This is a genomic window from bacterium (genome assembly GCA_022616075.1).
GTDB lineage: Bacteria > Acidobacteriota > HRBIN11 > JAKEFK01 > JAKEFK01 > JAKEFK01.
Genome location: JAKEFK010000242.1, coordinates 1 through 26,966 on the forward strand (window position 1 = coordinate 1; position 26,966 = coordinate 26,966).

Sequence of the window (26,966 nt, forward strand, 5' to 3'; positions counted from 1 at the left end):
AACCATGCCGGCAGAATGCCGGCGGTCATTTATGCCAGCCTGGAGGCTGGCGCTCCTCTAATGAGCGCCGCCATTCTGGCGGCATTGATGTCCGCCGGCTTCCAGCCGGCCAAAATCAGCAAAACCTTCAAGTTTTTGCCGGCCGGAGGCCGGCGTTACAAACTGTTCGACAACTTCGTCCAAAATGCAAAACTCCAGAAGTCAATAAGCCATCCCTTTTTTCAATCTACAATCGTCAATTTCAATCTGAAATTCTCGCTGAAATGACAAAAAATCTAGCCATAGTAATGCAAAGCCGCTAACCTTGGGTTGACATCTTACCCAAGCGATTCTATACTTAGGTAAGATGTCTACCCAAGAATCGAAAGACCGTTTGGAATTGCTCCAGGGAACTCTGGACATGTTGATCCTGCGAACGCTGATCTTTGGCTCGCAACATGGCCAGGCGATTGCACGCGCCATTCAGCAGATATCCGACGAAGAACTGCTGGTTGAGCACGGCGCCCTTTACCCTGCGCTCCAACGTCTTGAGGAACGTGGCTGGATCTCCGCGAAGTGGGGAGTCTCCACAAATAACCGTAAGGCCCGCTTTTATTCGATTACACCCGCAGGGCGCAAGCAACTCAATAAGGAAACTGCAAAGTGGAAGCGAATGACTGCAGCGATCGGTCGCATTTTAGAATCCGAGGGAGGCTAGGTCATGTTTCGACGCAAGCGCAAAGAGAGTGACTTCAATGCTGAAATCGAAGCCCATCTCGATTTGGAAAAAGAGCTGCTCCAGGAACAGGGACTCAGTGAAGAAGACGCTCGGGCTGCGGCGCACCGGATTTTTGGCAATGTAACGAAAGCCAAAGAGCGATTCTATGAATCAGGCCACTGGCTTTTGTGGGATCATTTTTGGCGCGACCTCAGCTTGGCGTTTCGCGTATTGCGCAAGTCGCCGGGCTTTACGGCTGTAGTCGTTATAACGCTCGCATTGGGAATTGGCGCCAACGCCGCGATCTTCAGCGTCGTTCGAGGCATACTGCTGCGACCGCTTGCCAATCGCGGGGAAGATCGCATCGTGTACATTCGTCAAAGTGCGCCTGGCCTTGGCGCTGAGAACACAACGTTCTCGGTTCCAGAAGCAAGAGATTTCGAGTCACGCGCCACTACCATTCAACAATTCGGCGAATTCTCTACTGTCGAGTTCACAATGTTGGGTTTCGGAAGGGAGGCTCGAACGGTCAGAGCTGGGGTAATCAATGGCTCGTTCTTCGATGTGATGGGGCTACGGCCAGTACTCGGCCGCCTTCTGACAAAATCAGATGACCGGCCAGAGGCAGCGGGTGTCGCGGTTCTCACGCATCGCTTTTGGACAACCTGGTTCAACGCCGATCCGAAGATCATCGGCAAAACAATTCGACTTGGTGTTCTAAACGCTACGATAGTGGGTGTGCTGGAACCATCTGTACCCTATCCGGCTGACACCGAAATCATCGCAAACATCGTGACAAGCCCTCATCATTTGGGAGCGACAATGAACACGGATCGCGAACATCGCATGACCGAGATCTTCGGACGCCTCGCACCCGGAGTTTCGCTTGAAGCAGCTCGCGCCGAGATCACTGCGATTCATGCTGCTATCATGCGCGAGCATCCGGAAGCGTATTCATCCAGAGGCGACTACCAACTTCGCGTGACTCTGTTGCGAGATCAAATTGTAGCGCCTGCGCGAACGATTCTGCTGATATTGCTCGCATCTGCGGGGATTGTCTTTCTTATCGCCTGCTCGAATATCGCCAACCTGATCCTCACTCGATCGGTGCGCCGTGAAGGTGAGCTCGCTGTGCGCGCGGCGCTCGGTGCAAGCTACGGCGCTCTCCGGCGAACGCTGCTCACGGAGAGTCTGGTGCTCTGTTGCGCGGGCGCGATATTCGGTGTGGTTCTGGCACAGCCGATGGTTGAGGTAGTGTCGCACTTCGCTGCACGCTTTTCGGTGCGGGCATTAGAAGTAAAAGTTGATACTGGAGTGCTTTGGATCGGCGCATGTCTGGCGATTACAGCCGCTGTATTTCTTGCTTTCATTCCGCGACTTCCTTCTCCACATGCGCCGACAGGGCTTGGCCTCGCGAGCGGCTCTGTTCGGATCACTCCGGCTACCAAGCGACGACTCCGTGTGTTCGCAACGATCCAGATTGCGTTCTCGTTCGTGCTGCTCGCTGGTGCGGGAACTCTTGCCGCCGCGCTCCTTCATTTGCAGAAAGCGCCCACTCGCTTCGACATGCTACAAGTACTTGCCGTCGACATCCCTGAGCCCGCGCCAGGACTCGGCGATGAGAAGGTCCTGGACTTCTCCCGCGAAGCAATCAGGCGTCTCGGCATGCTGCCAGGCGTAAATGGCGTAGCTGTGGGCAGCTTCGTTCCGTGGCGCGATGTGGGAAGTTACCCGCGAATCCAATTCGCTGTAGAAGGCTACACACCTGCGAATGGCGAGGAGCTTCCTCATGCAAGAATCCGTTTTGTCTCACCTCAATTCTTCGCAGTCCTCGGCATTCCCCGTCAGGGAGGCCGTGCCTTTACAGATCATGATCGTGTCGATAGCGAGCCAGTGGTTATCGTGAGTGAAAGCATCGCTCAACGTTTATTTTCGAACCGCAACGCTTTGAACCGAAAACTCTGGTGGAAGGGAGTAGAATTCTGCAATCCGTGCCGCATTGTGGGCATTGTTGCGGACGCAGACGATGAGAACATAGTGCCTGGACCAGCTATGACGATCTATCATCCCGTTCAGCAGGTTGCAGAAATCAAACGATTGTTTCTTCACATTGCGGGCGACCCGTATGCGCTTGTGCCATCAGTGAAGCGTGTCATCCGCAACATATCCACCGATCAGGTGGTAGAACGAGCTGCTACGCTTGATGATGTGCGGTCAGAAGTTTTGGTTTCGGATCGTTTGAATGCGTTCGTCGTATCCGGATTTGCTACGATCGCGCTACTAATCTCCGCTGTGGGCATAGCTGGCGTCCTGGCATTCAGCGTAAGTGCCCGCACCCGCGAATTCGCTGTGCGACTCGCCGTCGGTGCAAGTCCGCGTCATCTACTGCAGCGCGTCCTCATGGAAGGGTCGTTCATCGTTGCGTTTGGAATCGTGATTGGCGCGGCGGGTGGCTATGTGTTTGCGCACCTCACCACAGGCTATCTTAAGCAAATGCAAATGCCCGGTGCGTTCACCCTCTTGCTTGCAGCAACCGTTCTGGCCGTCGCCGCTATCGCGGCATCTCTGATACCCGTTATCCGGGCGTCGCGTGTGGATGTCTTACATGCGCTTCGATCGGAGTAGGCGTAACCGTCGGTTCTACGTCGGGTTTGTGGCGCTTGCACGTTGAAACAACAACGCGAATCCGACAAACAGCATTACGAAAAATGCAGTCACGCCCACCACTTCCACCACACCGGAGGTAACCGGGAGCTTCCAGACAATCATCGCAATAACGGGACCAACGTCTGGGCGAGTGCCATCGCGAACAACGCACGCGCCATCCCACCCGGCTCTAAACGCGCGATTGCGGTGCTGATGAGTCCAACGGCGAGCACACCGATATACATCAAGTTGGCGAGGTTTTCCTCGTTTCCGATCAGGCCAACGGCAAGGTTCATCCATATAAGAAGGAGTGCCGCCCCACCGCAACGCCGACGGCGACCCGGTACACGATATTGCCCGCCTTTCTCGCTACCAGCTCATACGTGAGGCCAGCGCCGAACAGAAGAATGCCGGCGACAGCGAAGTCGAACACGTCCCAAACCACTTCATCGGTGAACTGCATCGCCATCAAAGGTATCAGCAATAGGAACGCTGTCGCGAGTGGCGGCGTGGATGATAGCGTTCGCGCTCATGTCACTGCTCCCTCGTATTCGCTGAACATATATTTACAACTCCATGAAACCATGTTTCTATTTACAAAGACGCAGGAGAAAGCAGGTGGACGATGTAGATATATGCGAATCTTTGACAGAATTGAAGTCGCGTTGAACGCCCCGGTTGACTAAGGTGGTCCGATCAAAATAAAACAGCGCAAAGAGAGGCACAAATTTGGCACAACGCGAAGTATATTTTTATTCAGAATTTTGGCCCGATGAGCGAGAATTAGCAGATTTCCAGCTTATGTGAGTTCCACTTCGCTTGCAGAACAATCATGGTTGCATCGTCTTGTAATTTTCCGCCGCAATGCGCCGAAACTGCTTTCGACAACAGTTCCAACTGTGCCGCTGCGCTGCAGCTATCCGCCTCTCTGGTGATCTGCAAGAGCCTTTGCTCTCCGAAGGGCTCATCATTTTCATCACAAGCTTCCACCATGCCATCGGTGAAAAGAAGCAGAATATCTCCGGGGCTTAGATTTTTTTTCCTCTGTGTGTAGGTCCAATCCGGAAACCTGCCCAGGATTGCCCCCGAACTTCTAAGCTCGCTTGTCATGCCGCCAGCTCGCAGTAGCAACTGAGGGTTATGGCCCGCATTGCAGTAGGTGAGTAGATTTTTCCTGCTATCGAGCACACCGTAGAAAAGCGAAACAAACCTGTTGGCTGGCATGATCTCGCACAGAGCGCGATTCAGCCGACTACATAGCTCGTCGGGTCGCACATCCGCGCGTATGAGCGGCTTTAATGCTGCTTGAAGATTTGACATCAGTAACGCGCCGGGGAAACCCTTTCCTGCGACATCCGCAATGCAAAATGCTGTCTGCGCATCGCTGACTTGCACGATGTCGTAATAGTCGCCGCCTATGCAACGCACAGACTGCGTATTTGCTGCAATGTCATATCCGGCGACTTGCGGGACCCGGCGTGGCAGCAAATTCTTCTGGATTTCCTTTGCTTCTAATGCTTCTTGCTCTTGTATGCGCATCGAGCTACGCAAAACACGGCCATGTTTCACTTGCTCTTGAACTTTAGCCAACAGTTCGCTGTTATTCCAGGGCTTCTGAACAAAATCGGTAGCACCGCGCCGCATCGCTTCGACGGCTATTTCAACGTTGCCCCAGCCTGTCATCACTATCAGTGGAATCGTCCGGTCAAGCGAACGAATTCGCGACACCAACTCCAGTCCTTCAGCGCCTCCAGTGGTGTCGCGAGTGTAGTTGAGATCCATCAGAATGATATCGAAGGTTTGCTCTTGAAGCGCCGTAAGCACGCTTGTTGGATCCGGGGCGGAAAAGACCTGATAACCTTCTCCACGAAACAGCATTTCAAGAGCGGCGACTACATGCGCCTGATCATCAGCCACAAGAAGCCGGGCCGAGAGGGGCTGAATTTCAAGCTCAACTTTCATTTCCAAGATCTCCATGTCGTCATTTGAGGCAAACCACGTGCCAATTGCTGACATATGGATAAATAAGTTGATTCAGCATCGGAAATGCGCTGCCAGTCGCGAAACAGAACCAGCAGACAACTGTTCATTTACAAAAAGAAACTGTTCGAAAGTGAACAGGTCAACAAAATGTATTGAGAACGAGAGATTTTGAACGGAAGTAGTGGTCACTCAATCAATTCTTTGATTAGCTACGACCCTATACCACCATTAATCGGCTTGTTGCTGGCGGAGTTTCTGGGAGTATATTTTAAAAGAGCAAGTAGCCGAACAATATCTCAACCGGCTGGTCCTAAGGCTCTCGCTAGCTTGGCTGCCGCCGCGGTTGCGCCACTCGGTTCGGACGTTCAACCGCATGGCAACTCCGTTTGCCTATGGTATTATCGTGAGACATTTAAAAAGTTAGCAGGCCGCTCCGATCTGCCGTTTGGAAGAATGCATGGACAAGCCTCGAATCTTCCTAGGCTCATCAGGAAAGCAGGCAAAACTGCTGCAGGCACTGACACACGAATCAACGTGTCCAGTTCCGGGAACAATGACCAGTTCCTTTGGTTCACCGGCAAGCCTGTAAACCTCTTCACTGAACTCTATAGAATGAGCATTTTCACCTGCGATGAAAAGCATGGGACGGGGAGAAATCGTCTCGATGTCCGCTAATGGGTAAAAATTCATGAACTTGACGTTACTCGTCAGCGTTGGGTGCGTTGTAAGTTTTGGCGACTGGCCTTTAGGAGTGTATTCACCTCTCGGAGTGCGGTAGAAGTCATAAAACTCACGCTCAATGGGCTGAGAGTTTTTATTCAGTTCATGCACTGTCCCGCTGGTGTATTTGGTTTCACCGCCTGTAAACTCTACATAACGTTGGTCCGCCGCCTCCGCGATGATTTTCTTTCTCTGCTCTAAGGTCAATGTCTTAGCGCGTTACGGTTAGCAGCGCCCATATCGTACATGCTAACTGTCGCAATAGCTTTCATGCGGGGATCAATCTTAGCCGCGCTGATAGCAAAGCTCCCACTTCTACAAATCCCAAGAACACCAATCCGCTCTCTGTCGATAAATGCTTGTGTGCCCAAAAAATCCACCGTAGCACTGAAATCCTCAGCATAAATATCCGGCGAAACAGCGTTGCGAGGCTGGCCATCACTCTCTCCCCAGAAAGACAAATCCAAGGACAGTGTAACGAATCCCCGTTCCGCCATTTTCGTGGCATACAGATTTGCACTCTGCTCCTTTACTGCGCCCATAGGATGCCCAACAATGATCGCTGGATTTTTTGTGTGTTGATTTAAATCTTTGGGAGTGAAAAGATTCCCCATAACCTGCATATTGTATTGATTTTTGAACGTAACTTTCTTTACAGTTACCTCATTACTTTTGAAAAAATTATCGGCTCCATTGGACATGTCTTGAGCCAAAGTCGGGGTATTTATCATGGTTTGTGCTCCTAAAATTACGGCGATCAAGCCTAGGGTTTTCAATTTATTCATTTTAGGTCTCCTTGTTGTACCGTCACAATTCCAAGTTTAGGTTGGGGATTGAAGTTGTCACTGGCGGAACGTGCCAATCTACATGCAAAACGTGCCGTCAAAGCTACAAGTTCGACTTACCCCCGATTGAGTTTCGAAGGGCTTCCCACAGGCGAGAAGGTGAGCGCGATAGTTGGGAATTCGATCACGATCAAGAGCAAGATCACGATTACGAGATTGGAGCGGAGAGGGTGGGATTCGAACCCACGTACCGCAAAATTGCGGTAACCTGATTTCGAGTCAGGCCCGTTACAACCACTTCGGTACCTCTCCTTTTAAGTGACCAGTAACTAGTGGCCAGTGACCAGTGTGATCGTAGTATAGAAAGTCCGTTCATGTCACGCAAGAGTATGACTCGGTCTGGGTGTGTTGCTTTTTGCAACAAACCAGTGATCGCCGCTTAGTTGCCGGATCTAAAGATTACAGGATTCTCTTTCATCAATCTCTGGACACCTTGATTCAGCTTTTGATCCTGCCACAATGCGCGTATTTAAAAAATTCCAGGGACTGGGTTGATCATTTTGACCCAAAACAATTCAGGAATTTCATCGATTTAGCTGAAAAGCAGCTAAAACAAAATCCCCAGATCACCGGAGACTATCAGTATGCTTTAAGAAAAATAGGCAGGCGGATCGACCGTAATATGGATCATTATTTGTCGGATGAAGAAATCATTAATTTCGTAGATTCAAAAATGAAAGAGTTTAAACGTTTCAGTTTCGACTGAATCTACTGTTTTGGTTTATAGTCCTCATCCAGCAGATCTTCAATTTGCTTCATATAAAAATCCATCAGCTGCTGCCTCAGTTCATGCTCACTCAATCCGGGATTCTCCTTTTTCATCGATTCTTCGAGTTGACGATGATCGATCGGCTCACCGATTCTTAGACGGACCGTTGCGGGATTCTGCAGAACGCGTCCCACCGGCATAATATTTTCGGATCCCATCAATACCAGGGGTACGACATACGAATTGTGGAAGTAAATCGTTGTTTTCGGATTTGCGGCCGTACGGTTAAACCGCTTATGACTTCGAGTGCGTGTTCCCTCCGGAAAAACCAGAACGCAGTAACCTCTGCGTTGCTGATGCGCCGCCCATTTCAAAGCGCGCAGGTTCATCTTTCTTTTTACCTCTTTATCCACCCGGGCTTTCGGTTGATACACACGGATCGTGTTCATGGATCTCGTGAAGATACGGCGCGTCCACTCAAAGGTTTTTTGACCGGCTATATGAATGATGTGTCGCGCGAGATCGCGAAAACCAAACCGGATGAACAGGGCTTCAATGACATGGCTGTCGGCATACGTCAAATGATTGCAGATAAACGTCAGCGCTTCCCCGCTTTTTCGAAGCTGGTTCACACGATGCAATCTGTCGATTGGTTCGATCTTGCTATCGGGTCGGACTAGCTTCAGTGCGTACCAGAAGACGAGGCGACGATTCCATCTTAGACTCCGGAAAAATACTTCCTTTGTATGCGGTTTCCGAAAACTTTCAAAGAGATCGCGCGCAAATCGCAGCATTTCGTTGACACCCCTAAATAAAAAACATATACTGCAATCTTATCTCAAAGCCTTCCAGGGATAGCGTTAAGTGTCTTTATTTTTAACAACAAAGGGAGAATCGATGAAAGAGAAAACGTTATTTTTTGTGTTGATGGTTTTCGCAGGTTTTGCTTTCGCGCAAACACAAACGATTCCAGCAACTCCTCCTGCTCCTCCGGCTGCAACTTCTCCTGTGTCGGATCAAAAACCTCTTGCTGAGGCGCTGAGTTGGTTGGGTGGGCAATGGGAAGGGGAAGGTGTAATGTCTGGTGATCAGGAGTTTCTGGGCACCATGAAAGCCACCAGAGAACTGGACGACCAGGCAATTGTGATCATGAGAGAATCGATGAACAAAGCGGGTGGTCCATCTGGCGGCAGGAAAGAGATCATGATCGTCGGATATGAAGGAAGTACGAAGAAGATTATTTTGACACTGCACACAAGCAGCAATTTCACCGGCATTTATACCGGTGAATACAAGACCAATGAAATCGTATTTTCACTTGCAATTCCCGCTCCTCAGGCCGGATACGTGAATCGCAGAAGTTTCAAACTCCTTCCGGATGGGGCGCTCCAGTTCATCATTGAAAGTGGTTCGCCGGGAAAAGCAGTGGGAAAGGTCGTTGAAATTAATTTCAAAAAGAAAGCTTGAAGTATCGGCAAAAGGAGAGATGTCCGAGGGGTTGAAGGAGCACGCTTGGAAAGCGTGTATCCGTGGTAACGCGGATCGAGGGTTCGAATCCCTCTCTCTCCGCTTATAATCAACCGCCAAGGCGCCAAGGACGCCAAGAAATGATATTTTCTTAATCTAGATATTCTTGGCGTCTTGGCGTCTTGGCGGTTAACTTGGGGGACTTATGCAGATTCTTCTGGTCGATGACAAGAAGGATATTCTGGATACAATGGGGGAGATTCTGGAGGTTTGTCACAATCATACAGTTCAAGGCGCCTCCTCCGGCAAAGAAGCGTTGAAATGGTTCCGAAAAAAGAAATACGATCTGGTGGTTGTGGATCTGGGTCTTCCCGTGATGAATGGAGTGGAACTCATTGCGAAAATGCGGAAAATTCGCGCCAAAACTACGATCGTAGTGTTAACCGGCATTCCTTGCGATGATACAATCCGCGAAAAGCTAAGAAATCTGGAAGTGCAGCAAATCTTTTCCAAACCGAAAGGCATTCAGGAACTTTTGCTGTACGTGAAGAAGTTGGCAGCCAAACATTCAGCTGCATGATCGCCGGCGGGACGCCCGCGCTACTTAGCTCAGAAACGTTACGAGATTATTGCGGTAATCAATCAGCAGGGTGTAGCCGTTCAAGAAATCCTGACCAAGAATCAGATCCACTTCGAGCTCTAAAGCTTCACTGATTTGCGAAAGATTCAAAGCCACCATCCGGTTGAAACTTTTTCGTAAACTGCCAACTTCAATATCAACATTCTCAACATGGATCAGGTTCTGAATCTTCCCTCCGATTCCCATCAAGTACGTTTTACGTTTTTCGCGGAACGTTTTGGGATAATTGATCCGGACGTGTTCTCTTGCAGCAGCAGCGGAAAGAATGCTGGCCTGCGCTCCTGTATCCAGCAGGATGTCCATTTCCCCATCAGACTTTTTAATCGCGCCCTTGAGAATGATCATCTTGCCGACCTGATAAAAAGGAAGAGTGACCTTCTGCTTAAATTGAAAGCCGCTCCGTTCGAGGTGCGCCAAGAGCTCATTGGAATCCATACTGGATAGCAGGATATCTGAATCGCTTCTGAGCGGCAGCACGATGCTGTAGCGAGAAAACATAATCGCGCCCGCAATACCATCGATACCGGACGCTTCCAAACTGCGACTCACTGCAGCAACAGGGTTTTTCATTCTAAATCTTCCCGCTGTAAATTCATCGAAAACCACCAGCGCGGCTCTTGTTCTTTGTTTTGCGCCCAGCCCGATCATAGCCAGATCGGTTGTTCTGCGCGCTTTCCAGTTCCGGTCCTTCAACGATAACCCCGCGGCACCTGTGTCCATCAACAAAACAACTTCGTTGTTTTCATCGATTTTTGCCCGGATCGTAAGTCTTCTGTCATTGAAATTCGCATCAATGGTTTCAATGGAAGAGGATAAGTTCGATTGATTGAGATCCAGGCCTTTGGTTTTTTGAATGAATTCAATTGTTTGTCTTGCTGAATTCCTCTTCAATGCATCGATTGCGTTCGATTTTAAGTATTTCTGGAAATGAGTTACAGCTTCCTCATTGTTGGACGCATAGAGTCCGGCATAGAAAAGCAAGTCCGGATCCTCCCCCCTGAGCTGCATAGCCTTGTTGAGGTAGGCGCGGGCTCCGGAGATATCATTATTCCAGCCTGCGAGCTTGGCGCGTCCTAAAAAGGAAAGCCAATCTTCCCGGAAATTGCTTTTTGCCTGATCAATTAATCCTATGCGAAGCAAAGCCGCGGCACGGGCAGAATCGCTACTCTGAAAATTACAGTCGGAAATTTCTTCGTGTATATGAAGACGTTCCTCCCAAACTTTTCTGGATTGGGGATTTACTTTACTCAACAAAGCATGCGCTTCGACATACTTTCCGGAGTAGTAAAGCTGAAGAAATGTTTTCTTGCTATCTTCTGTCGCGCTGAAAGTGAGGGAGGTTAAAAAGATTAACAGAAGCAGGAATTTTTTCACTAAAAACATTATAATGCAAAGTGCAAGACGCGAAGACGCATCGATGCGCCAACGCGAAGACGCTTTTGGTCGTGCTAGGCGGGGAGCCAGCGGTGCCCTGTACCTGCAATCCGCTATAGCAGGGCTGAATTCCCAACTGAGGAGCCCGACCGAGAAGATCTGGTTGTCATGGATTCCGGAGGGTTCGGGACCAATGCAATGCAGATCTACGAACCCCGTCAGGTCCGGAAGGAAGCAGCGGTAAGTAGGCCCCTGCATGTGCCGTTGGTATCCTGAATCCTTCTCTATGATGATCTCCTTTTCAGCCGGCTACGAAGAAGGGTGCACGACCTAAAGCGTCGACTCGTCGCGCGCATACGCGTCTGTCGCGTCGCGCGTCGAGGCGTCTGTCGCGTCAAGCTAGGGATAAGGTATGTATCAGGTATTAGCAAGGAAGTGGCGACCACAGATTTTTGAAGATCTGGTTGGGCAACAGACAGTCACCCGAACTCTGCAAAATGCAATCACGGCGGGCCGGATTGCGCATGCTTTTCTTTTCTCAGGGCCGCGCGGTGTGGGAAAAACGACGTGCGCGCGGATACTCGCCAAGGCACTCAATTGCAATTCGGCCGAAACTCCGGTTACAAAACCCTGCAACGTCTGCCCTTCCTGCCTCGACATCGCTGCATCGCGGTCAATGGATGTGCTGGAAATCGACGGAGCTTCGAACCGTGGAATTGATGAAGTTCGTGAGTTAAGAGAATCCGCAAAGTATCAACCGATCCGCGATCGTTTCCGCATTTTTATCATTGATGAAGTCCATATGCTGACCGCAGAAGCCTTCAACGCCTTGCTGAAGATTCTCGAAGAGCCACCACCGCATGTCTTTTTTATCTTTGCCACAACGGAACTTCGGAAAGTTCCTGACACGATCGTTTCGCGCTGCCAGCCGTTCGATTTTAGAAAGATTCCTGACGGCATTCTGGTCCAGAGACTCAGCCAGATAATTAAAGAAGAAAACATAAGTATTTCCGAAAAATCCCTGCAGATGATCGCGGCGGCCTCCGAAGGAGGTTTGCGCGATGCGCTCGGCACGCTGGATCAGATCATTGCGTTCAGTGGCGGTGAGATTGAAGAAAAAGATGTCGAAGCTGTGCTTGGACTGGTGGACCTGGAAGTGCTTTTGGAGCTCGGGTCTGCGATCGCGCGCGGAGATTCTCCCGCATTGCTTACGTTGATGAACCGGATCGCGGAGTACGGCATCGATTATCGCGCTTTCTATAATGAGCTTCTTTCTTTTTACAGAGACTTATTTCTTTTCCGGTTTTCACCCGATTCGAAAAAGCCGGGAGAGGAGCGTCTGATGGCGCTTGCGCAGGAGTACGACGAAATACAACTGCTGCGCATTTGTCATAATCTCGTTTCGATCCAAAATACACTAAAGCTTTCCGGCAATCCCCGATTTCTATTTGAAATCACACTCGTTAAGCTCGCGCAGATAAAGCGTTTGATTCCACTGGAAGAGCTCGCCGAAAATCTAAAAAAAAACGTTGAACGGACCCCCGCTCCGTTGACCGCAAGTGTGATTTCGCCTCAACGCGTAAACGCAAAGGCGCAACGTCCGGAAGACGCAAAGAGGAATAACAATTCACTTGCAGGGGACTTTGTAGCGGCCCTCATCAGCCAGATTGAAACTCAAAATCCAAGATTGGCCGCTGCGCTGGAAAGTGCACACATTCATCGCACGGATTCCAAAATCAGCTTCTATGTTCCAGAAGGTTATTTCAAAATGATGAAGCTCGATGCCCGCGATCAGTTGGACCTGCAAACGATGCTTCAGCAAAAACTAGGATCAGAAGTACAGGTGGAAATTCATAAAGGAGAACCACCTGCCGAAAAAGAAGCAGTGAAGGTCTCCACACCGGAAAGTCTGGTCGAAAGCGATCCCGTTGTTCAGGAATTCGTCAAGATGTTTAAAGGTAAAATTACCAAGATTGATTTTAATAAGGAGCGCTATCTATGAAGATGGACATGAATAAGATAATGAGGCAAGTTCAGGAAACGCAGAAGAAGCTGCAGGATGAGCTGAACGCAATTCGCGTGACAGCCGGAGCGGGCGGAGGAATGGTGGAAGTCACTCTCGATGGCTCCAAACAAATGGTTGCGATCAGGATTGATCCGCAGGCTGTGAACCCTGAAGACGTTGAAATGCTTCAGGATCTTATCCTTGCCGCTTACAATGAAGCATTCCGTCGCGCCGAAGATGAAGCTGCGGAAAAGGTCAGCAAATATACCGGAAACATGAAAATTCCAGGCCTCGGTAACCTGTTTTAGGATTTTTAACGCAGAGACGCGGAGACGCAGAGCTAAGAAAAAGAAATATTTTTTGTTTTTCTCTGCGCCTCTGCGTCTCTGCGTTAAATTGGCTTATATGGAATATCCGCTTCAATATTATCCGGCGCCCTTAGCGAGGTTGCTCGAAGAATTGATGAAGCTTCCCGGCATCGGGATTAAATCTGCCCAACGGATCGCGTTTCATATTTTGAAAATGCCTGCCGAAGACCAGCAGAGCTTCATCGCTTCACTCACAGGATTGAAGGATAAGATCCGGTACTGCTCCATCTGCTGGAATTTTACTGACCTCGATCCGTGCCGCATCTGTTCCGATCCGCGACGTGAAGATGAAATCATTTGCGTTGTCGAAGAGCCAACGACCCTGATCGCCATTGAAAAGACACGTGAATTTCATGGCAAATACCATGTGCTTCTGGGTTCATTGAATCCCTTGCATGGGATTGGCCCATCTGAAATTCGAATCAAAGAGCTTCTTGAGCGTTTGAAATCGAAACGGGCAAAGGAAGTTATCCTCGCCACAAATCCCACAGTCGAAGGAGAAGCAACAGCCGTCTACATCGCGCGACTAATCCAGGATGATGCGGACAAAATCAGCAGGATTGCTCTTGGAGTTCCGGTTGGGGGCGATCTGGAATATGTCGATGAAGTGACGATGTCTCGTGCGATTACAGGACGGCGTGCCCAAATAAAAATGTAGCGCGGACGTCTCGTCTGCGCAGCTCCGCAGGCGGGACGCCCGCGCTACTTGCGCGCTGAACCCTTGAACCTATTAACCTTGTTGTGCTAACCTTACGCTAGCAGATGAGGCCGATTCCTTCGAAGTTTTCATAAGGGGAGTATTATGCCCAGCACGGACATGATCATGTATGAGGAGGAGTTTCAGCAGATCCGCGGGATTCTGCAGAAACTCAAAGACGAAACAAACGCAAAGATGGTATTCCTCGTCGATAAGAATGGTCAACAGATTGCTTACAATGGGGACATCAATAATCTAGATACGACTTCTCTAGCTTCATTAACTGCCGGGAATGTTGCAGCTACCGATGGTTTGGCCAGACTCATCGGTGAAAAAGAATTCACCGTTCTTTTTCATGAAGGAGAAAGGGACAATATTCATATTTCCATCGTCGGTCGAAGAGTCATACTGGTCATCATTTTTGATGAACGTTCATCCCTGGGATTGGTCCGGTTGAGGGTTCGAAAAGCATCCGGTGAACTCGAAGGCGTATTCAATCGAATCCTGGAAAAGGTAGAGAAGGAAAAAGAAGCCGGTGGCGGCTACGAATCCCCGTTCGCAGAGATAACAGACGAAGATATTGACAGTTTATTCAGCGAATAAAGCTGGTTCGACCTCAGAGCATCATGACGTTCATCAATTACGCGGCCCGGGAAATCAATTGCAAAATAGTTTATTACGGCCCCGGTCTGGGTGGTAAAACGACCAACATCCAATTCATCTACGACAAAACCAATCCAACTGCAAAAGGAAAACTGATTTCGCTGGCTACCGAAACGGACCGTACGCTATTTTTTGATTTTTTGCCGCTCGATCTGGGAACGGTGAAAGGATTCAAAGTCCGCTTTCACCTTTATACTGTGCCCGGACAGGTGTTTTATGATGCGAGCAGAAAACTGATCCTGAGAGGTGTGGATGCCATTATCATGGTGGCCGACTCACAGGTGGAACGAATGGATGCGAACGAAGAGGCCGTCTACAACCTGAAATCAAATTTGAAAGAACAGGGTTATGATTTGGCAACACTTCCTTACGTTTTGCAGTTGAATAAACGGGATCTCCCCAACATCTCACCCTCTGAAGAAATGATCCGAATCCTTCGTCAAAAGGAGGAACCGGTGTTTGAAGCTGTGGCTTCTAAAGGGGTCGGCGTTTTCGACACTCTGAAAACATGCGCCAAACTCACGCTTCAGGAACTCCGTAGAAACACTTAGTTTTTAAACCGCCAAGGCGCCAAGAACGCCAAGCAATTTAGAAAATGAGAAATGATTTCCTTGGCGTCTTGGCGGTTAGTTAAATAAAGGAGATGTCGAATTGGAGAGTTTTGACGATCTGTTCGATTTCCTCTTGAAGGTCGGTCATCTTTTCGCCATTTCCGATAAACTGGATTGTGTACGCCCGTGTCTCATTAAATCCACAATAGATGATGGTTTTCATAAATAATTCTTTCTTATTGACATTAGCATGAACAACAAATCCGTCATTTCCGGCGATTTTTGTCTTTGAAGCCTCGGTAATTTCACACTGCAGTCCGGCGCCTTCCATTCTTCGCAAGATTTCCGCTTCAATGGCCTGGAGCATTTTCTCGGAAGTTTCGTCATCAAAAACGCGGGGGACCTTCTTTTTCACCACTGGTTCGCTCCAGATCAACATTGCTATTTCCGGATCGTCCGGGTCGCTCCCTCGATAAAAAGCATCATGCGCGTCCTTGAATTCTTTCGCCTTGATGTCTCCTGTCTGGTAGTGGCTCCATCCCTTTTCCGGGATCATCACGCCAAAGTAATAAATATTGTTCCGGTAGAAGCCGCTGTAGGCAGAAGCTCTGTTCTTTATAAATGTGTAAAGTTGGTATCCGCCGCCCACCAGTAGAACCAGTATCACGAGCTTCACCAGATTCGTTTCCAGTTGTCCCCTTCTCGGTCGAACAGGGATCGAAACGACACGTTCTTGTGAAGGACGCCACACGGGTGCCGAAATATCCTTTTGCAGTGGATCCGTTGCCGTGCTATCAGGCGCCACGTAGGAAATCGGTTTCATTGATGTGGAAGTGGTGGAGTGAGCTTTAGATACCATGACACCACACTTCAAACATTCATCATTGAGGACTTGATCAGAACCACATTTAGGACAGCGAGTGGCCATAATCGTCTTCGCGTTTGCGCGTCTTTTCGTCTCCGCGTCTCGTCTCCGCGTTTGTCTCCGCGTCTTGACGCAACGACGCAAAGACACGTTAACGCAAAGACGATCTTTGTCGTGTTAAGATTATAGAATTCTGTGCCTCTTACTACAACTCCGATGAAAATTCCGACCAAACATTTGCTTGCCTGGTACGATGAAAACAGGATTCTTTATCCCTGGAGAAAAACCAGACAACCATACAGAATCTGGTTATCAGAAATCCTGCTCCAGCAAACCAGAATTTCCGTTGCAAAAAGATTCTATGAAATAATTCTTAAACGTTATCCCACTCTGAAAGATCTCTCGCGAGCAAAAGAGTCCGACTTTCTCTCATTGTGGTCAGGCATCGGCTATTACAGGAGAGGTTATAGCATGCTCAGTTGCGCGCGCAAGATCGTAAAAAATCATCATGGAATTTTCCCTTCTGATCTTCCTGCTCTGCTGGAGTTGCCGGGCATCGGCAAATACACTGCGGGAGCCATCCGGAATATTGCCTTTGGAATTCTGACTCCTGCTCTGGATGGAAATATTCAGCGCGTGTTGTCTCGAATGATGCTGTCACAAGAAAAGTTGGAGGAAAATTTCCTTTCCCTTGGGGAAAGCGCTCCAGCGTCAGATTTTTTTCAAGCACTCATGGAGCTGGGCGAACGCATTTGCTTGCCCGATCCAGAATGCTCGATCTGTCCTTTACGCAAGGATTGCAAGGCCAGAAAAATGGGGGTCCAAAGAGACTTTCCTCCGAAAAAAATTCGAAAAGAGACAAGGATCTTCCACTGGTATTTGCTGATTCTGAACTCAAAAGGAGCTGCCTACTACGTCCGGAACAGGGATCGAGCATTCTTGAAAAATGTGTGGATTTTTCCTGATGTATTGCTAACCGAAGAAAAGCCGGAACATACAATCATCAGAGAGTTCCAGCATGCATGGGGAATTGAAATCGATGCTGTGACAAACCATCGTGTAATCCGGCATACAGTCACGTTTAGAAAAATTCGTGTGCACATTCTGGTTCCACGATCTTTTCATTTAAACGGTTCCAAAGGAAAGTGGCTGAATTCTATCGATCTTGAAAAGCATCCGACTTCCTCGATCACACCAAAGGTGTTACGTACCCTGCAAAGCTCAAAAGATTGGGAGATAAACCGGATCAAAGGATAGAACGGATAATTTTTCTATACATGCTTTTATCCGGGCCTATCTCCTTTATCCGGTCTATCACCTATGTTTGCAAATCAAAGATGGTCAAACCGAAACGGCGCAAGAGACTCTGAAAAACGGTTAACGGGAAACCCACCACATTGTAGTAGCATCCATCGATGCGATTGATAAAGATGCGACCCATACCTTGAATCGCATAAGCTCCGGCTTTATCAAAGGTCTCTCCACTTTGTAAATACCAATCGATTTCTTGCGATCGAATGCGCCGGAATTGGACCCGTGTCACGGAGGCTTGCGAGACAAGGCGGCCTTTCCACATCAAGGCAACTCCTGTAATCACCTGATGCGTCCTGCCGCTGAGCAATCGCAGCATCCTTCTCGCGTCTTCCGAATTGACCGGCTTTCCAAGCTTCCTGCGGTCCACAACAACAAGAGTGTCCATTCCGATGATAAGCGCGTCGCGCCTTAAGCATTTTCTGGCTTTTGCAATGGCCAATTCGCAAGCAATCCGCGCAGGATTTTTGCGTGATTCCAATTTTTCATGAATATCTGAAACAAAGACGTCAAAATCGATGTTCAATGCCCGAAGCATCTCCTTTCTCCTCGGACTGGCGCTTGCCAGGACTACCGGAACAGAGATCTTTTTGGACATTTTTCTCATAGAAAATATACGGATTTAGATTCTTGACAACTAATTGTAACAAGGCTATGCTCGATGGCGTTAAAAGGTTCTTTGTTTGGATGTTTCACTGCTCATCACAGATTAAACTAGTTGATCCAGGGTCAAAATCCCTGGGTTTTTTTTTGCACAAGAGGTATTACGGAAATGCGTTTAAACGGCAAAGTGAAATGGTTCAGCAACAAGTTGGGCTACGGTTTTATCAAACAGGATACTGGCGAAGAGATTTTCGTCCACTACTCGATGATTCGCGGTGACGGTTATCGTTCGCTGAAAGAGGGACAAGAAGTTACGTTCGATATTATTCAAAGCCCGGAAGGGCGGATGCAAGCGGGGGACGTCGAAATCGTTTTAGCCAGCTAGCTCGAATTCCGGAGGGCGGCCCTCCCTGGCCGCCCATGGCGGGCACGGAGGCTCGCCCTCCAGAACCAGAATTCACTTTATTGGTTTCGCTTTCAGCTTGGTTTTCCCTTGTTCTACCGTTACGTAAAACTCAACGTCTTTGCACTTATAACGTTCTAAAATGGCTTCCTTCTGTTTTGCCAATTGCTCTGAAAATTTTTCGAAGGATACAGCTTTGTTCTCGCCGCTCTTCTGGCAAGTCTTTAGATATTCATTGAACAGTTTCTGGAACTTATTTGCTTCCGCATCCGCAGAACTTTTCCGGGATTCCTTTTTGGGAGTCTCCGGAACCTGAACGATTCCACCGCTGGGTGTGCGTCCTTCTTCCTTGTAGCGCATTTGCTTGGTCCAGAGATCCACATAAGACTGGAACCGGGCGGTAATATTGTTGTAGCGAAATCGTTGAGCGTAATTCAGCGAGGTAATCCCGGCGTATTTGCGGATATTCCTTTCCAGTTTTCGGTGAGCGTCCAGTGGCGGTAGCTTGGCGCCACCGGAAAAATAAACCTCGTAGTCTCTTTTTAATAAGGTTAACGAGTAATCCAGTTCGTCTAACTCCCGTTCAATCTGCTTGACTTCCTGTTTGGTATCCATCACTTATTGCAAATTGCATAGTGCAAAGTTCGTCCACTTTTTTTTGCAATATGCACTATGCAATATTCAATAATTTTATAAGTAGAACCACAACAAAGGAAGCCATAGCGTTGCAGCATAGGGCAGACGATGCCCGTCAATAAAGATTTCCAGGTGTGGCGAGTTTTCCAACATTTGGTAGAGCTGATAGATTTCCCAGACCTGATCAGATTTCAAATCGATCCGGTGTTTTATAAGACGGCCGGCTTTGATCTGTTTGTAGCTATTGTGTCCGGAAGCAAAACCGATTGCTTCCCCCCATTGGTCCTGTTGTTCAGGCGGTACACCAAACTGAACTGTGATTACCGGATCCTTTTTGCTGCGAAACGGATACAGGATATCGTCGATCGACTCCTTGATCTCGGGATCCTCGAGGAAATCCTTTTGCATCCGTTCTTTTATTCGAGACATGCGATGACTTTCCCCCTCTAGCCTAACGTAGTGTGAAACTATATCATAACCGAATGGCGCCGATTTACACCGTAGTTCGATGAGCAACGTGCATCGTCAAATTCCACCTGTCCACGAACTGCTGGAATCCTGTCTAGAGCAGGAGTGGGGGTCGGATTACTCACGAGAACAACTGGTGAACATTATCCGCGAGGAGTTGAAGGAATTGCGGGAAAATCTGAGAGAAGATTCGGTTCTCCCAGAACGGCAACAACTGGTCGCGAGCATCGGGTTCAGGGCTCGCCAAGCCTACCAGTACTCCTTGAAAAGCGTCATCAACGCTACAGGCATCATTGTGCACACGAATCTGGGTCGCGCCCCAATCCAGGCAGCAGCTCTAACCCATCTGCAGGAGATCGCCTCGGGCTATAGCAACCTCGAATTCGATCTTTCCAGAGGAGAACGTGGTTCACGGGATAAGCACCTGGATGATGTTTTGCGCAACCTCCTACCTGTGGAAGCGTCGCTGGTGGTCAACAATAACGCCGCAGCGTTGCTATTGGTATTGAACTCTCTTGCGGAAAATAAAGAAGTGATCGTTTCACGAGGGGAACTGATAGAAATTGGCGGTTCATTCAGGCTTCCTGACGTAATGAAAAAGAGCGGAGCCATTCTTCGGGAAGTAGGAACAACAAACAAGACCAGAACATCGGACTATCGAAAAGCAATCAATGATCAGACCGGAATGATTTTGATTGTTCATCCCAGCAATTATCAGATCATTGGATTCGCAGAACGGCCCGTCCTAGAACATCTTGTTGCTCTGGGGAAACAGCACAACATTCCGGTTGTTGAGGACCAAGGGAGCGGAATTTTTACGGAACTGGAATCTGCCGGGATTTCCGAAGAACCTCTTGTTTCGCAGCGATTGGAATCCGGTTTGGACCTCATTACTTTCAGTGGCGACAAAATTCTAGGCGGACCGCAGGCCGGTGTGATTTGTGGAAAGAAAATCTGGATCGATCGATGCCGCAATAATCCACTCTTTCGCGCCCTGCGAGTCGATAAAATGATTTATGCAACCCTGGAATCAACCCTCCTCTCATACGCAAAAGGTGTCGAGCAAGAAATACCGGTGATCAGCATGATTTCGCAAACCGCGGAACAATTACGCGAGCGTGGAACGATCTGGTTGGAACAATTGCAAAAACGTTTCCCGAATGTGAAATGGTCCGTAGAATCCACGCTTAATTATATTGGTGGTGGTGTCGCGCCAATGAAAGCCTTGCCCTCCTATGCTCTTTGCTTACATCCGAAAAAACCGGCTCAGGATGTGATGCAGCTTTTGCGCGAATCCAATCCGCCGGTGATTGCAAGAGTGGAAGAGGATAGAGTTTTTTTTGAACTTCGCACGATTCGAGCTGAGGAGCAAGAGCAAATCACACTTTGTCTGACTGATGTACTCTTAACAAAGTAGTGCGGACGTCTCGTCTGCGACAGTTGCAGGCGGGACGCCCGCACTACTTTATTTACAAAGCCTTCCAGTTAGCGTTAATATCGACTTCCACAAATATGATTACACAAGAATTGATCGAAGCGCATGGATTAACTCAAGAAGAATACGCAAAGATTTGCGACACCTTACGGCGGGAGCCGAACCTCACAGAACTGGGGATGTTCTCCGTAATGTGGAGCGAGCATTGCAGTTACAAAAGTTCACGGCTGCACTTAAAGAGATTGCCCACCAGAGGACCGGTCGTTTTGCAGGGTCCCGGTGAAAACGCCGGTGTGATCGATATTGGAGAAGGGCTTGCTGCCATTTTCAAAATCGAATCGCACAATCATCCTTCCTTTATTGAGCCGTTTCAGGGAGCCGCAACAGGTGTGGGTGGAATCATTCGCGATATTTTTACAATGGGAGCCCGGCCGCTCGCGCTCTTGAATTCACTGAGATTCGGTCCGCTCACATCCAAACAAAATCGATCGATTCTGCGGGGAGTCGTTTCCGGCATCGGTTTTTATGGAAACTGCATGGGAATTCCAACAGTGGGTGGTGAAGTTGTATTTGAAGATTGCTACAGTTTGAATCCGCTGGTAAATGTTTTCTGTCTCGGAGTCGCGCCGCACGACAAAATCTATTACGGACGCGCGAAAATTCCGGGAAATTCCGTTTACTATGTCGGCGCAAAAACGGGACGGGACGGAATTCATGGAGCCACGATGGCAAGCGCCGAGTTCGCGGAAGAGACCGAATCCAAACGTCCCAACGTTCAGGTTGGCGATCCGTTCATGGAAAAACTTCTTTTGGAAGCGTGTCTCGAATTGATGCAACAGGACATCCTGGAAGGAATTCAAGATATGGGAGCTGCGGGTCTGACCTGCGCAACATCCGAAATTGCGAGTCGCGGTGGAAGTGGAATGAAAATCCATCTGGATTCTGTGCCGCAGCGCGAAAAAAATATGAGCGCGTACGAAATACTTCTTTCAGAATCGCAAGAACGGATGCTGATGGTAGTCAAAAAAGGGCACGAACAGGAAGCCGAGCGAATCTTTGAAAAATACGATCTGCATGCTGAAAATATCGGAACGATTTCAGAGGACTCATGGCTTCATATTCAGTACCAGGGAAAAGAAGTGGCGTCTGTGCCTGCGCGCGCGTTGGCAGAAGAAGCCCCTGTGTATTCGCGACCGTTGCAGGAGCCCTCGCAACGCTATCCTGAGTTCCAGGGGGATCTGCCGGAAGACTACAATGACGTCGCGAGGCGAATTCTGAGGCTGCCTACTGTTGCCTCAAAGCACTGGGTGTACAGGCAGTACGATCACACCGTACGAACCAATACTATTTCGATGCCGGGCACCGCAACTCCCATGATCCGCATCAAAGATACATCGATAGATCTCGCAATGAGTGTGGATGGCAATGGACGATTCTGTGAGCTTGACCCCTACGTAGGCTCTCAGATCGCAGTCGCGGAAGCCGCGCGCAACGTGGTTTGTGCCGGAGCCAAACCGGTTGCAATCACGAATTGTTTGAACTTCGGCAATCCTGAAAAACCTCACATCATGTGGCAATTCTCACGAGTAGTTGATGGAATCGCCAAAGCGTGTGAGACCTTTGGAACTCCGGTCACCGGAGGGAACGTCAGCTTTTACAACGAAACGGAAGGCCAGGCAATTTATCCGACTCCCACCATTGGTATGGTGGGGATTTTGCGGGACGGGGAACCGTTGAGTCCGCATTTTAAGCGGGAAGAAGATGTAGTGGTTCTGGTCGGTCCTTCGGGCGATGAGATCGGGGGTAGTCAATATGCCACACTGAACGCTCCTCTTACCGGTCCCTGCCCAAAGCTGGATCTTGAGCTTGAAAAGCGCTCTCACCGCGCGCTTCTACAGGCGGCTTCAGAAGAATTGTTGCAAAGTCTCCATGATTGTTCCGATGGCGGACTGATCGCAACTGTTGCGGAAAGCTGTTTTGGCGCTTATCCTATTAAGTTGGGCTGTGAGTTGAACTGGGAGGGCTCCAGTCGACCCGATGCTTTCCTGTTTGGAGAGACACAATCTCGATATCTTCTTTCTTGCCGAAGCGAATCGCTCTCCCGGCTTCGAGAAATTTTTGAGTTCCATCGGATTTCTTATTTTGTTCTAGGAAAAACAGGGGGACGGGAAGTCGCGATTCGGTTTTCTGGGGACTTGCTAATACGGCTTTCTGTCCAAGAGTTATACGAGATCTGGTATAATTCATTCACCAATCAACTGCGATGATACTTCAAGACGACAAATTCCATGACGAGTGTGGTGTTTTCGGAATCTTCGATCATCCGGAAGCAGCCAAGATGGCGTATCTTGGACTCTATGCATTGCAGCATCGAGGTCAGGAGAGTGGTGGCATCGCCATCAGCGATGGTGAAAAGATTGTCTGCGAACGGGGCATGGGGCAGGTCGCAGATATTTTCCGGAAAGATCGTTTAGATTCGTTGCGCGGCCACGCCGCTATCGGTCATGTTCGCTATTCGACCGCGGGCGCAAGCCAGCTGAAAAATGCGCAACCGATCTACGTGCAGTGCCATCGCGGAGAAATTGCTATCGGCCACAATGGCAATCTTGTGAACGCATCTGCGATTCGCGGAGAACTGGAGAAAGAAGGAACCATTTTCACCACGACCTCGGATACGGAAGTGGTTCTGCATATGATCGCTCGCTCGAGACAATCCCGATTTATCGATGCATTGATCGATGCGCTTGCTGTTCTGAAAGGCGCATATTCTTTCGTTTTACTGACGAAAGACAGTTTGATTGGAGCGCGCGATCCGTGGGGGTTCCGTCCGCTTTGCATTGGAAAACTGGGTGGCTCTTACATTCTGGCATCCGAAACATGCGCTCTGGACTTGATTGATGCGGACTACGTGCGTGATGTGAAACCGGGTGAAGTGATTGTTATCAGCGAAAAAGGGCTGGAGAGCGTAATGCCCTTTCCGCAACAACGACAGCATAGCTGCATCTTTGAGCTTGTTTATTTTGCGCGACCGGACAGCAATGTCTTTCAGCGAAACGTGTATACCGCGCGTTATAACATGGGACGCCAGCTCGCGCGCGAAGCGCCGGTCGAAGCAGATCTGGTTGTGCCTGTTCCGGATTCGGGTCTTGTTGCAGCTCTTGGCTATTCGGCTGAGTCTGGAATCCCGATCGGTTTTGGATTGATCAGAAATCACTACGTGGGCCGCACATTCATTGAACCGAAAAAAAGCATCCGGCATTTTGGCGTGAAAGTGAAACTCAATCCGGTGCGCGATATTCTGCAAAACAAGAGTGTCGTGCTGATTGATGATTCGATCGTGCGCGGAAACACCAGCCAGAAAATCGTTAAGATGGTTCGTGCTGCGGGCGCCCGCGAAGTTCATTTTCGTATCAGCTGCCCGCCCACAATTGGCCCCTGTTATTACGGCATCGACACACCAACCGAAGAAGAACTGATCGCTTCTTACAAAACTGTTCCGGAGATTGCCGAGTTTATCGGCGTGAATTCACTTCAATATTTGAGTCTGGACGGTTTACTGAAAGCGTCGGAAGAGCCGGAAGGCGGCATCTTTTGCACGGCTTGCTACACTAAAAATTATCCGGTACCGGTGCCTAAAGAAGGTTTTGAACAGCTCAAACTCTTCCAAAAGAGCACAGAGGCAAACGAAGAAAAACGGGAACTCGTCGTAGCACGCTCGTAATTTTTTACCGCAGAGTACGCAGAGAACACAGAGTAAAAAATAATTCTTTTTTCTCAGCGGTCTCTGCATCCTCTGCGGTGAAAAAATGAGCGGACGGATTGGCGTTTTAATTTCCGGTCGGGGGAGTCATCTTCGCAATCTGATTGCGTGCAGTCAGCGGGGTGAACTGGATGCGCAGGTTGTCACAGTAATCAGCAACAAGCCGGATGCGCCGGGTTTGCAGTATGCAAAAGAAGCAGGGATTGAGTCAGTTGTCTTGCCCCACCGAAACTATGCAGATCGTGAACAATACGATGAACAACTCGCCCAGAATCTGGAACAAGACAGAGTCGATCTGGTTTGCCTTGCAGGATTTTTGCGGCTCCTTTCAGTTCCTTTTGTGCGACGTTTCCCTCTTCGCATCATGAACGTTCATCCGTCCTTACTGCCCGCATTTCCCGGTCTGCATGCGCAAGAACAGGCTATGGAGTATGGCGTCAAAGTCACTGGATGTACGGTACATTTTATTGATGATGGTCTGGATTCCGGACCCATTATTCTCCAGAAGACACTCGAAGTTTTGTCTGAAGATACACCCGACACTCTCGCTGACCGGCTTCTTCCTCTGGAACACAAGGCCTATGCTGAAGCAGTAAAACTCTTTTTTGAAAACCGTTTGAGAGTGGAGGGTAGAAAAGTACTAATTGTGTAGTGGCAGAGCATTGTCCATAGTTCTGGTTTGAATTTGCTTGCGCAATTAGGCTTTGTCCGTAGCCAAAATACTTGGATTCTTAGACAATGCTCTGCTCGATCCGCTGGCTGCAGAGCATTTGCTCACCAAAAGTTGATTCGCGGTCTGCGGCTAGCGTCTTTGAAATTCAAAGCCGTTCTTTTACAATGGCAAATGCTTTACCACTACCAATCCGTTCTAGAATTTGCCTGTGAAAAAACTTCTCTTGGGATTCCTCCTGCTGCTGATTATTTCACTGTATTTCTGGTGGCGTTGGGGAAAAGGAAAAACGGAAACCACACAACTCCAGGAAGTGGAGCAGCTGCAAGCCCTTCCCTATATCCAGTGGAGTGAAAGGGAAGAAGATTCCAATCGGCTCGGTGTAACCAGATTGGATCGGGCCCGCGCTTATCCTGGCTACAATCTCTACACGAATGATGTGCGTCTTGCTTACCTCACAGATCTGTCCGGCCAACGGCTGCATACCTGGGACTTCGGAAAAAAGAAGAAATGTGAATACGTTTTACCACTTCAAAATGGAGAGCTGATGGGAGTCTGCATGGGGCAGGGAATTTGGAAAGTGGATTGGGATTCCAGCGTGATCTGGAAGAATAGAATGTTTGTTCACCATGACGTGGAGGCCTTGTCTGACGGCACCTTCTGGACCATTCGCCGGGAATTTTCGAGACCTTACAAAGGCAGGAATGTCATTTTCGATGCTATTCAACGACTCTCCGCAGATGGTGAATTACTGGAAAAGTGGTCCACATTCGAACATCTAACCGAATTACGCAGGTGGCATGCTCCCTCCCCTCTGGACAAACCCACGAATCAGTCTCCCAGTAAAAAATATGATTATTACCACTTAAACACCGTAAAGGTGCTGCCGGAAAATCCCTATGGGCAATCGGACAAACGATTTCAGAGTGGAAATATCTTGATCTGTCTGCGCAATGTTAATCTCATCCTGATCCTCGATCGGAAAACGATGAAAGTCGTGTGGGTTTATGGTACGAATGTATTAGATTGGCCACACATGCCTGTGATGCTGTCCAGTGGAAACATTTTGATTTTTGATAACGGCCTTCACCGAAAATATTCGCGAGTCCTGGAAATCAATCCTGTGACTCGGCGAATTGTGTGGAGTTATGAAGCCCAACCGCGGAACACTTTTTTTAGCGGACTGCAGGGCTCCGCCCAAAGATTGCCAAACGGCAATACTCTGATCTGTGAGTCAGCCCGCGGTCATGTGTTTGAAGTAGACCCCAAGGGGCAAATTGTATGGGATTTTTGGAATCCGGAAATGAAAGACGGAAGAAGGAAAACGATTTATCGTTTTCTCAGGATTCCTTTCCATACCGTGCCCGATGAAAAAATAAAGTAAACTGTGATTGGAGAGAAGAATGACGCCGGAAAAACAATTGGAATACCTGAAGAAGGGATGCGAAGA

The 26,966-nt window shown here is 48.9% G+C and carries 27 protein-coding genes, 2 tRNA genes, 1 other RNA gene and 1 pseudogene; 20 read left to right on the forward strand and 11 right to left on the reverse strand.

Features of this window, described 5'->3' with window-relative positions; all coding sequences use genetic code 11:
• The 3 genes from L0156_19965 to L0156_19975 all read left to right on the forward strand — a co-directional run.
• Positions 1–267, forward strand: a 267-nt coding sequence (locus L0156_19965; GenBank protein ID MCI0605269.1) for a hypothetical protein, incomplete at its 5' end; no start/stop codon positions are given.
• Between the two features lie 79 nt (positions 268–346).
• Positions 347–697 carry a PadR family transcriptional regulator gene (locus L0156_19970; protein ID MCI0605270.1) on the forward strand — a complete coding sequence of 117 codons (351 nt, stop codon included), beginning with the start codon at positions 347–349 and terminating at the stop codon, positions 695–697.
• Between the two features lie 3 nt (positions 698–700).
• Positions 701–3,322 (forward strand): ADOP family duplicated permease, encoded by a 2,622-nt coding sequence (locus L0156_19975; protein MCI0605271.1) that lies wholly within the window; start codon positions 701–703, stop codon positions 3,320–3,322.
• Between the two features lie 140 nt (positions 3,323–3,462).
• Here the strand turns inward: L0156_19975 and L0156_19980 are convergent, their stop codons facing one another.
• The 5 genes and pseudogenes from L0156_19980 to L0156_20000 all read right to left on the reverse strand — a co-directional run bounded on the left by L0156_19980 (position 3,463) and on the right by L0156_20000 (position 7,143).
• A complete protein-coding gene (locus L0156_19980; GenBank protein ID MCI0605272.1) occupies positions 3,463–3,639 on the reverse strand; it encodes a hypothetical protein in 177 nt (58 codons plus the stop codon).
• Entirely contained in the window at positions 3,636–3,812 is a 177-nt protein-coding gene (locus L0156_19985) for a hypothetical protein (GenBank protein ID MCI0605273.1), read from the reverse strand. Before L0156_19985 ends, L0156_19980 begins: the two co-directional genes overlap by 4 nt.
• A 314-nt stretch (positions 3,813–4,126) precedes the next feature.
• Positions 4,127–5,305 (reverse strand): SpoIIE family protein phosphatase, encoded by a 1,179-nt coding sequence (locus L0156_19990; GenBank protein MCI0605274.1) that lies wholly within the window; start codon positions 5,303–5,305, stop codon positions 4,127–4,129.
• A gap of 549 nt (positions 5,306–5,854) precedes the next feature.
• Positions 5,855–6,777 (reverse strand): annotated as a pseudogene (locus L0156_19995) (alpha/beta hydrolase).
• A gap of 276 nt (positions 6,778–7,053) precedes the next feature.
• Positions 7,054–7,143, reverse strand: a tRNA-Ser gene (locus L0156_20000).
• A 103-nt stretch (positions 7,144–7,246) separates the two neighbouring features.
• Here L0156_20000 and L0156_20005 point away from each other — a divergent pair.
• The gene (locus L0156_20005) at positions 7,247–7,597 is read left to right on the forward strand and encodes a hypothetical protein (GenBank protein MCI0605275.1); all 351 of its coding nucleotides are present in this window, start codon (positions 7,247–7,249) and stop codon (positions 7,595–7,597) included.
• Positions 7,598–7,599: 2 nt separating this feature from the next.
• Here L0156_20005 and L0156_20010 read toward each other — a convergent pair whose 3' ends face one another.
• Entirely contained in the window at positions 7,600–8,394 is a 795-nt protein-coding gene (locus L0156_20010) for a 1-acyl-sn-glycerol-3-phosphate acyltransferase (GenBank protein MCI0605276.1), read from the reverse strand.
• Between the two features lie 103 nt (positions 8,395–8,497).
• On the opposite strand from L0156_20010, the gene L0156_20015 reads away from it, so the two are divergent.
• The 3 genes from L0156_20015 (at position 8,498) to L0156_20025 (ending at position 9,647) form a co-directional block, all read left to right on the forward strand.
• Positions 8,498–9,067 carry a hypothetical protein gene (locus L0156_20015; protein ID MCI0605277.1) on the forward strand — a complete coding sequence of 190 codons (570 nt, stop codon included), beginning with the start codon at positions 8,498–8,500 and terminating at the stop codon, positions 9,065–9,067.
• A 13-nt stretch (positions 9,068–9,080) separates the two neighbouring features.
• Positions 9,081–9,169: transfer RNA gene (locus tag L0156_20020), tRNA-Ser, on the forward strand.
• A 103-nt stretch (positions 9,170–9,272) separates the two neighbouring features.
• Positions 9,273–9,647, forward strand: coding sequence for a response regulator (locus L0156_20025; protein ID MCI0605278.1), 375 nt, complete (start codon positions 9,273–9,275; stop codon positions 9,645–9,647).
• A 24-nt stretch (positions 9,648–9,671) separates the two neighbouring features.
• On the opposite strand, the gene L0156_20030 is transcribed toward L0156_20025, so the two are convergent.
• Entirely contained in the window at positions 9,672–11,081 is a 1,410-nt protein-coding gene (locus L0156_20030; protein MCI0605279.1) for an aspartyl protease family protein, read from the reverse strand.
• Positions 11,082–11,150: 69 nt separating this feature from the next.
• On the opposite strand from L0156_20030, the gene ffs reads away from it, so the two are divergent.
• The 6 genes from ffs to L0156_20060 all read left to right on the forward strand — a co-directional run bounded on the left by ffs (position 11,151) and on the right by L0156_20060 (position 15,365).
• Positions 11,151–11,410, forward strand: an RNA gene (gene ffs, locus L0156_20035) — signal recognition particle sRNA large type.
• 83 nt (positions 11,411–11,493) lie between these two features.
• Positions 11,494–13,083 (forward strand): DNA polymerase III subunit gamma/tau, encoded by a 1,590-nt coding sequence (dnaX, locus tag L0156_20040; protein ID MCI0605280.1) that lies wholly within the window; start codon positions 11,494–11,496, stop codon positions 13,081–13,083.
• 2 nt (positions 13,084–13,085) lie between these two features.
• Positions 13,086–13,394: a YbaB/EbfC family nucleoid-associated protein gene (locus tag L0156_20045; GenBank protein MCI0605281.1), complete on the forward strand. Its 309-nt coding sequence runs from the start codon at positions 13,086–13,088 to the stop codon at positions 13,392–13,394.
• 97 nt (positions 13,395–13,491) lie between these two features.
• Positions 13,492–14,112 carry a recombination mediator RecR gene (recR, locus tag L0156_20050; protein MCI0605282.1) on the forward strand — a complete coding sequence of 207 codons (621 nt, stop codon included), beginning with the start codon at positions 13,492–13,494 and terminating at the stop codon, positions 14,110–14,112.
• 144 nt (positions 14,113–14,256) lie between these two features.
• Entirely contained in the window at positions 14,257–14,754 is a 498-nt protein-coding gene (locus tag L0156_20055) for a roadblock/LC7 domain-containing protein (GenBank protein ID MCI0605283.1), read from the forward strand.
• Positions 14,755–14,777: 23 nt separating this feature from the next.
• Positions 14,778–15,365 (forward strand): gliding-motility protein MglA, encoded by a 588-nt coding sequence (locus L0156_20060; protein ID MCI0605284.1) that lies wholly within the window; start codon positions 14,778–14,780, stop codon positions 15,363–15,365.
• A 79-nt stretch (positions 15,366–15,444) separates the two neighbouring features.
• Here the strand turns inward: L0156_20060 and L0156_20065 are convergent, their stop codons facing one another.
• Positions 15,445–16,224, reverse strand: coding sequence for a hypothetical protein (locus L0156_20065; protein MCI0605285.1), 780 nt, complete (start codon positions 16,222–16,224; stop codon positions 15,445–15,447).
• A gap of 222 nt (positions 16,225–16,446) precedes the next feature.
• On the opposite strand from L0156_20065, the gene L0156_20070 reads away from it, so the two are divergent.
• Positions 16,447–17,487 carry a hypothetical protein gene (locus tag L0156_20070; protein ID MCI0605286.1) on the forward strand — a complete coding sequence of 347 codons (1,041 nt, stop codon included), beginning with the start codon at positions 16,447–16,449 and terminating at the stop codon, positions 17,485–17,487.
• A 61-nt stretch (positions 17,488–17,548) separates the two neighbouring features.
• Here the strand turns inward: L0156_20070 and L0156_20075 are convergent, their stop codons facing one another.
• A complete protein-coding gene (locus L0156_20075) occupies positions 17,549–18,079 on the reverse strand; it encodes a Maf family protein (GenBank protein MCI0605287.1) in 531 nt (176 codons plus the stop codon).
• A 234-nt stretch (positions 18,080–18,313) separates the two neighbouring features.
• Between L0156_20075 and L0156_20080 the strand changes: the two genes are divergently transcribed.
• Positions 18,314–18,529 (forward strand): cold shock domain-containing protein, encoded by a 216-nt coding sequence (locus L0156_20080; protein ID MCI0605288.1) that lies wholly within the window; start codon positions 18,314–18,316, stop codon positions 18,527–18,529.
• Positions 18,530–18,601: 72 nt separating this feature from the next.
• Here L0156_20080 and L0156_20085 read toward each other — a convergent pair whose 3' ends face one another.
• Positions 18,602–19,162, reverse strand: coding sequence for a hypothetical protein (locus L0156_20085; protein MCI0605289.1), 561 nt, complete (start codon positions 19,160–19,162; stop codon positions 18,602–18,604).
• Between the two features lie 75 nt (positions 19,163–19,237).
• A complete protein-coding gene (locus L0156_20090; GenBank protein ID MCI0605290.1) occupies positions 19,238–19,612 on the reverse strand; it encodes a hypothetical protein in 375 nt (124 codons plus the stop codon).
• 79 nt (positions 19,613–19,691) lie between these two features.
• Between L0156_20090 and selA the strand changes: the two genes are divergently transcribed.
• The 5 genes from selA (at position 19,692) to L0156_20115 (ending at position 26,900) form a co-directional block, all read left to right on the forward strand.
• Positions 19,692–21,068 (forward strand): L-seryl-tRNA(Sec) selenium transferase, encoded by a 1,377-nt coding sequence (gene selA / locus L0156_20095; protein ID MCI0605291.1) that lies wholly within the window; start codon positions 19,692–19,694, stop codon positions 21,066–21,068.
• 95 nt (positions 21,069–21,163) lie between these two features.
• A complete protein-coding gene (gene purL, locus L0156_20100) occupies positions 21,164–23,353 on the forward strand; it encodes a phosphoribosylformylglycinamidine synthase subunit PurL (GenBank protein ID MCI0605292.1) in 2,190 nt (729 codons plus the stop codon).
• Complete coding sequence (purF, locus tag L0156_20105; GenBank protein MCI0605293.1) at positions 23,350–24,807, forward strand: amidophosphoribosyltransferase; 1,458 nt, start codon at positions 23,350–23,352, stop codon at positions 24,805–24,807. Before purL ends, purF begins: the two co-directional genes overlap by 4 nt.
• 85 nt (positions 24,808–24,892) lie before the next feature.
• A complete protein-coding gene (gene purN, locus L0156_20110; GenBank protein MCI0605294.1) occupies positions 24,893–25,498 on the forward strand; it encodes a phosphoribosylglycinamide formyltransferase in 606 nt (201 codons plus the stop codon).
• A gap of 229 nt (positions 25,499–25,727) precedes the next feature.
• The gene (locus L0156_20115; GenBank protein ID MCI0605295.1) at positions 25,728–26,900 is read left to right on the forward strand and encodes an arylsulfotransferase family protein; all 1,173 of its coding nucleotides are present in this window, start codon (positions 25,728–25,730) and stop codon (positions 26,898–26,900) included.
• Positions 26,901–26,966: the final 66 nt, after the last annotated feature.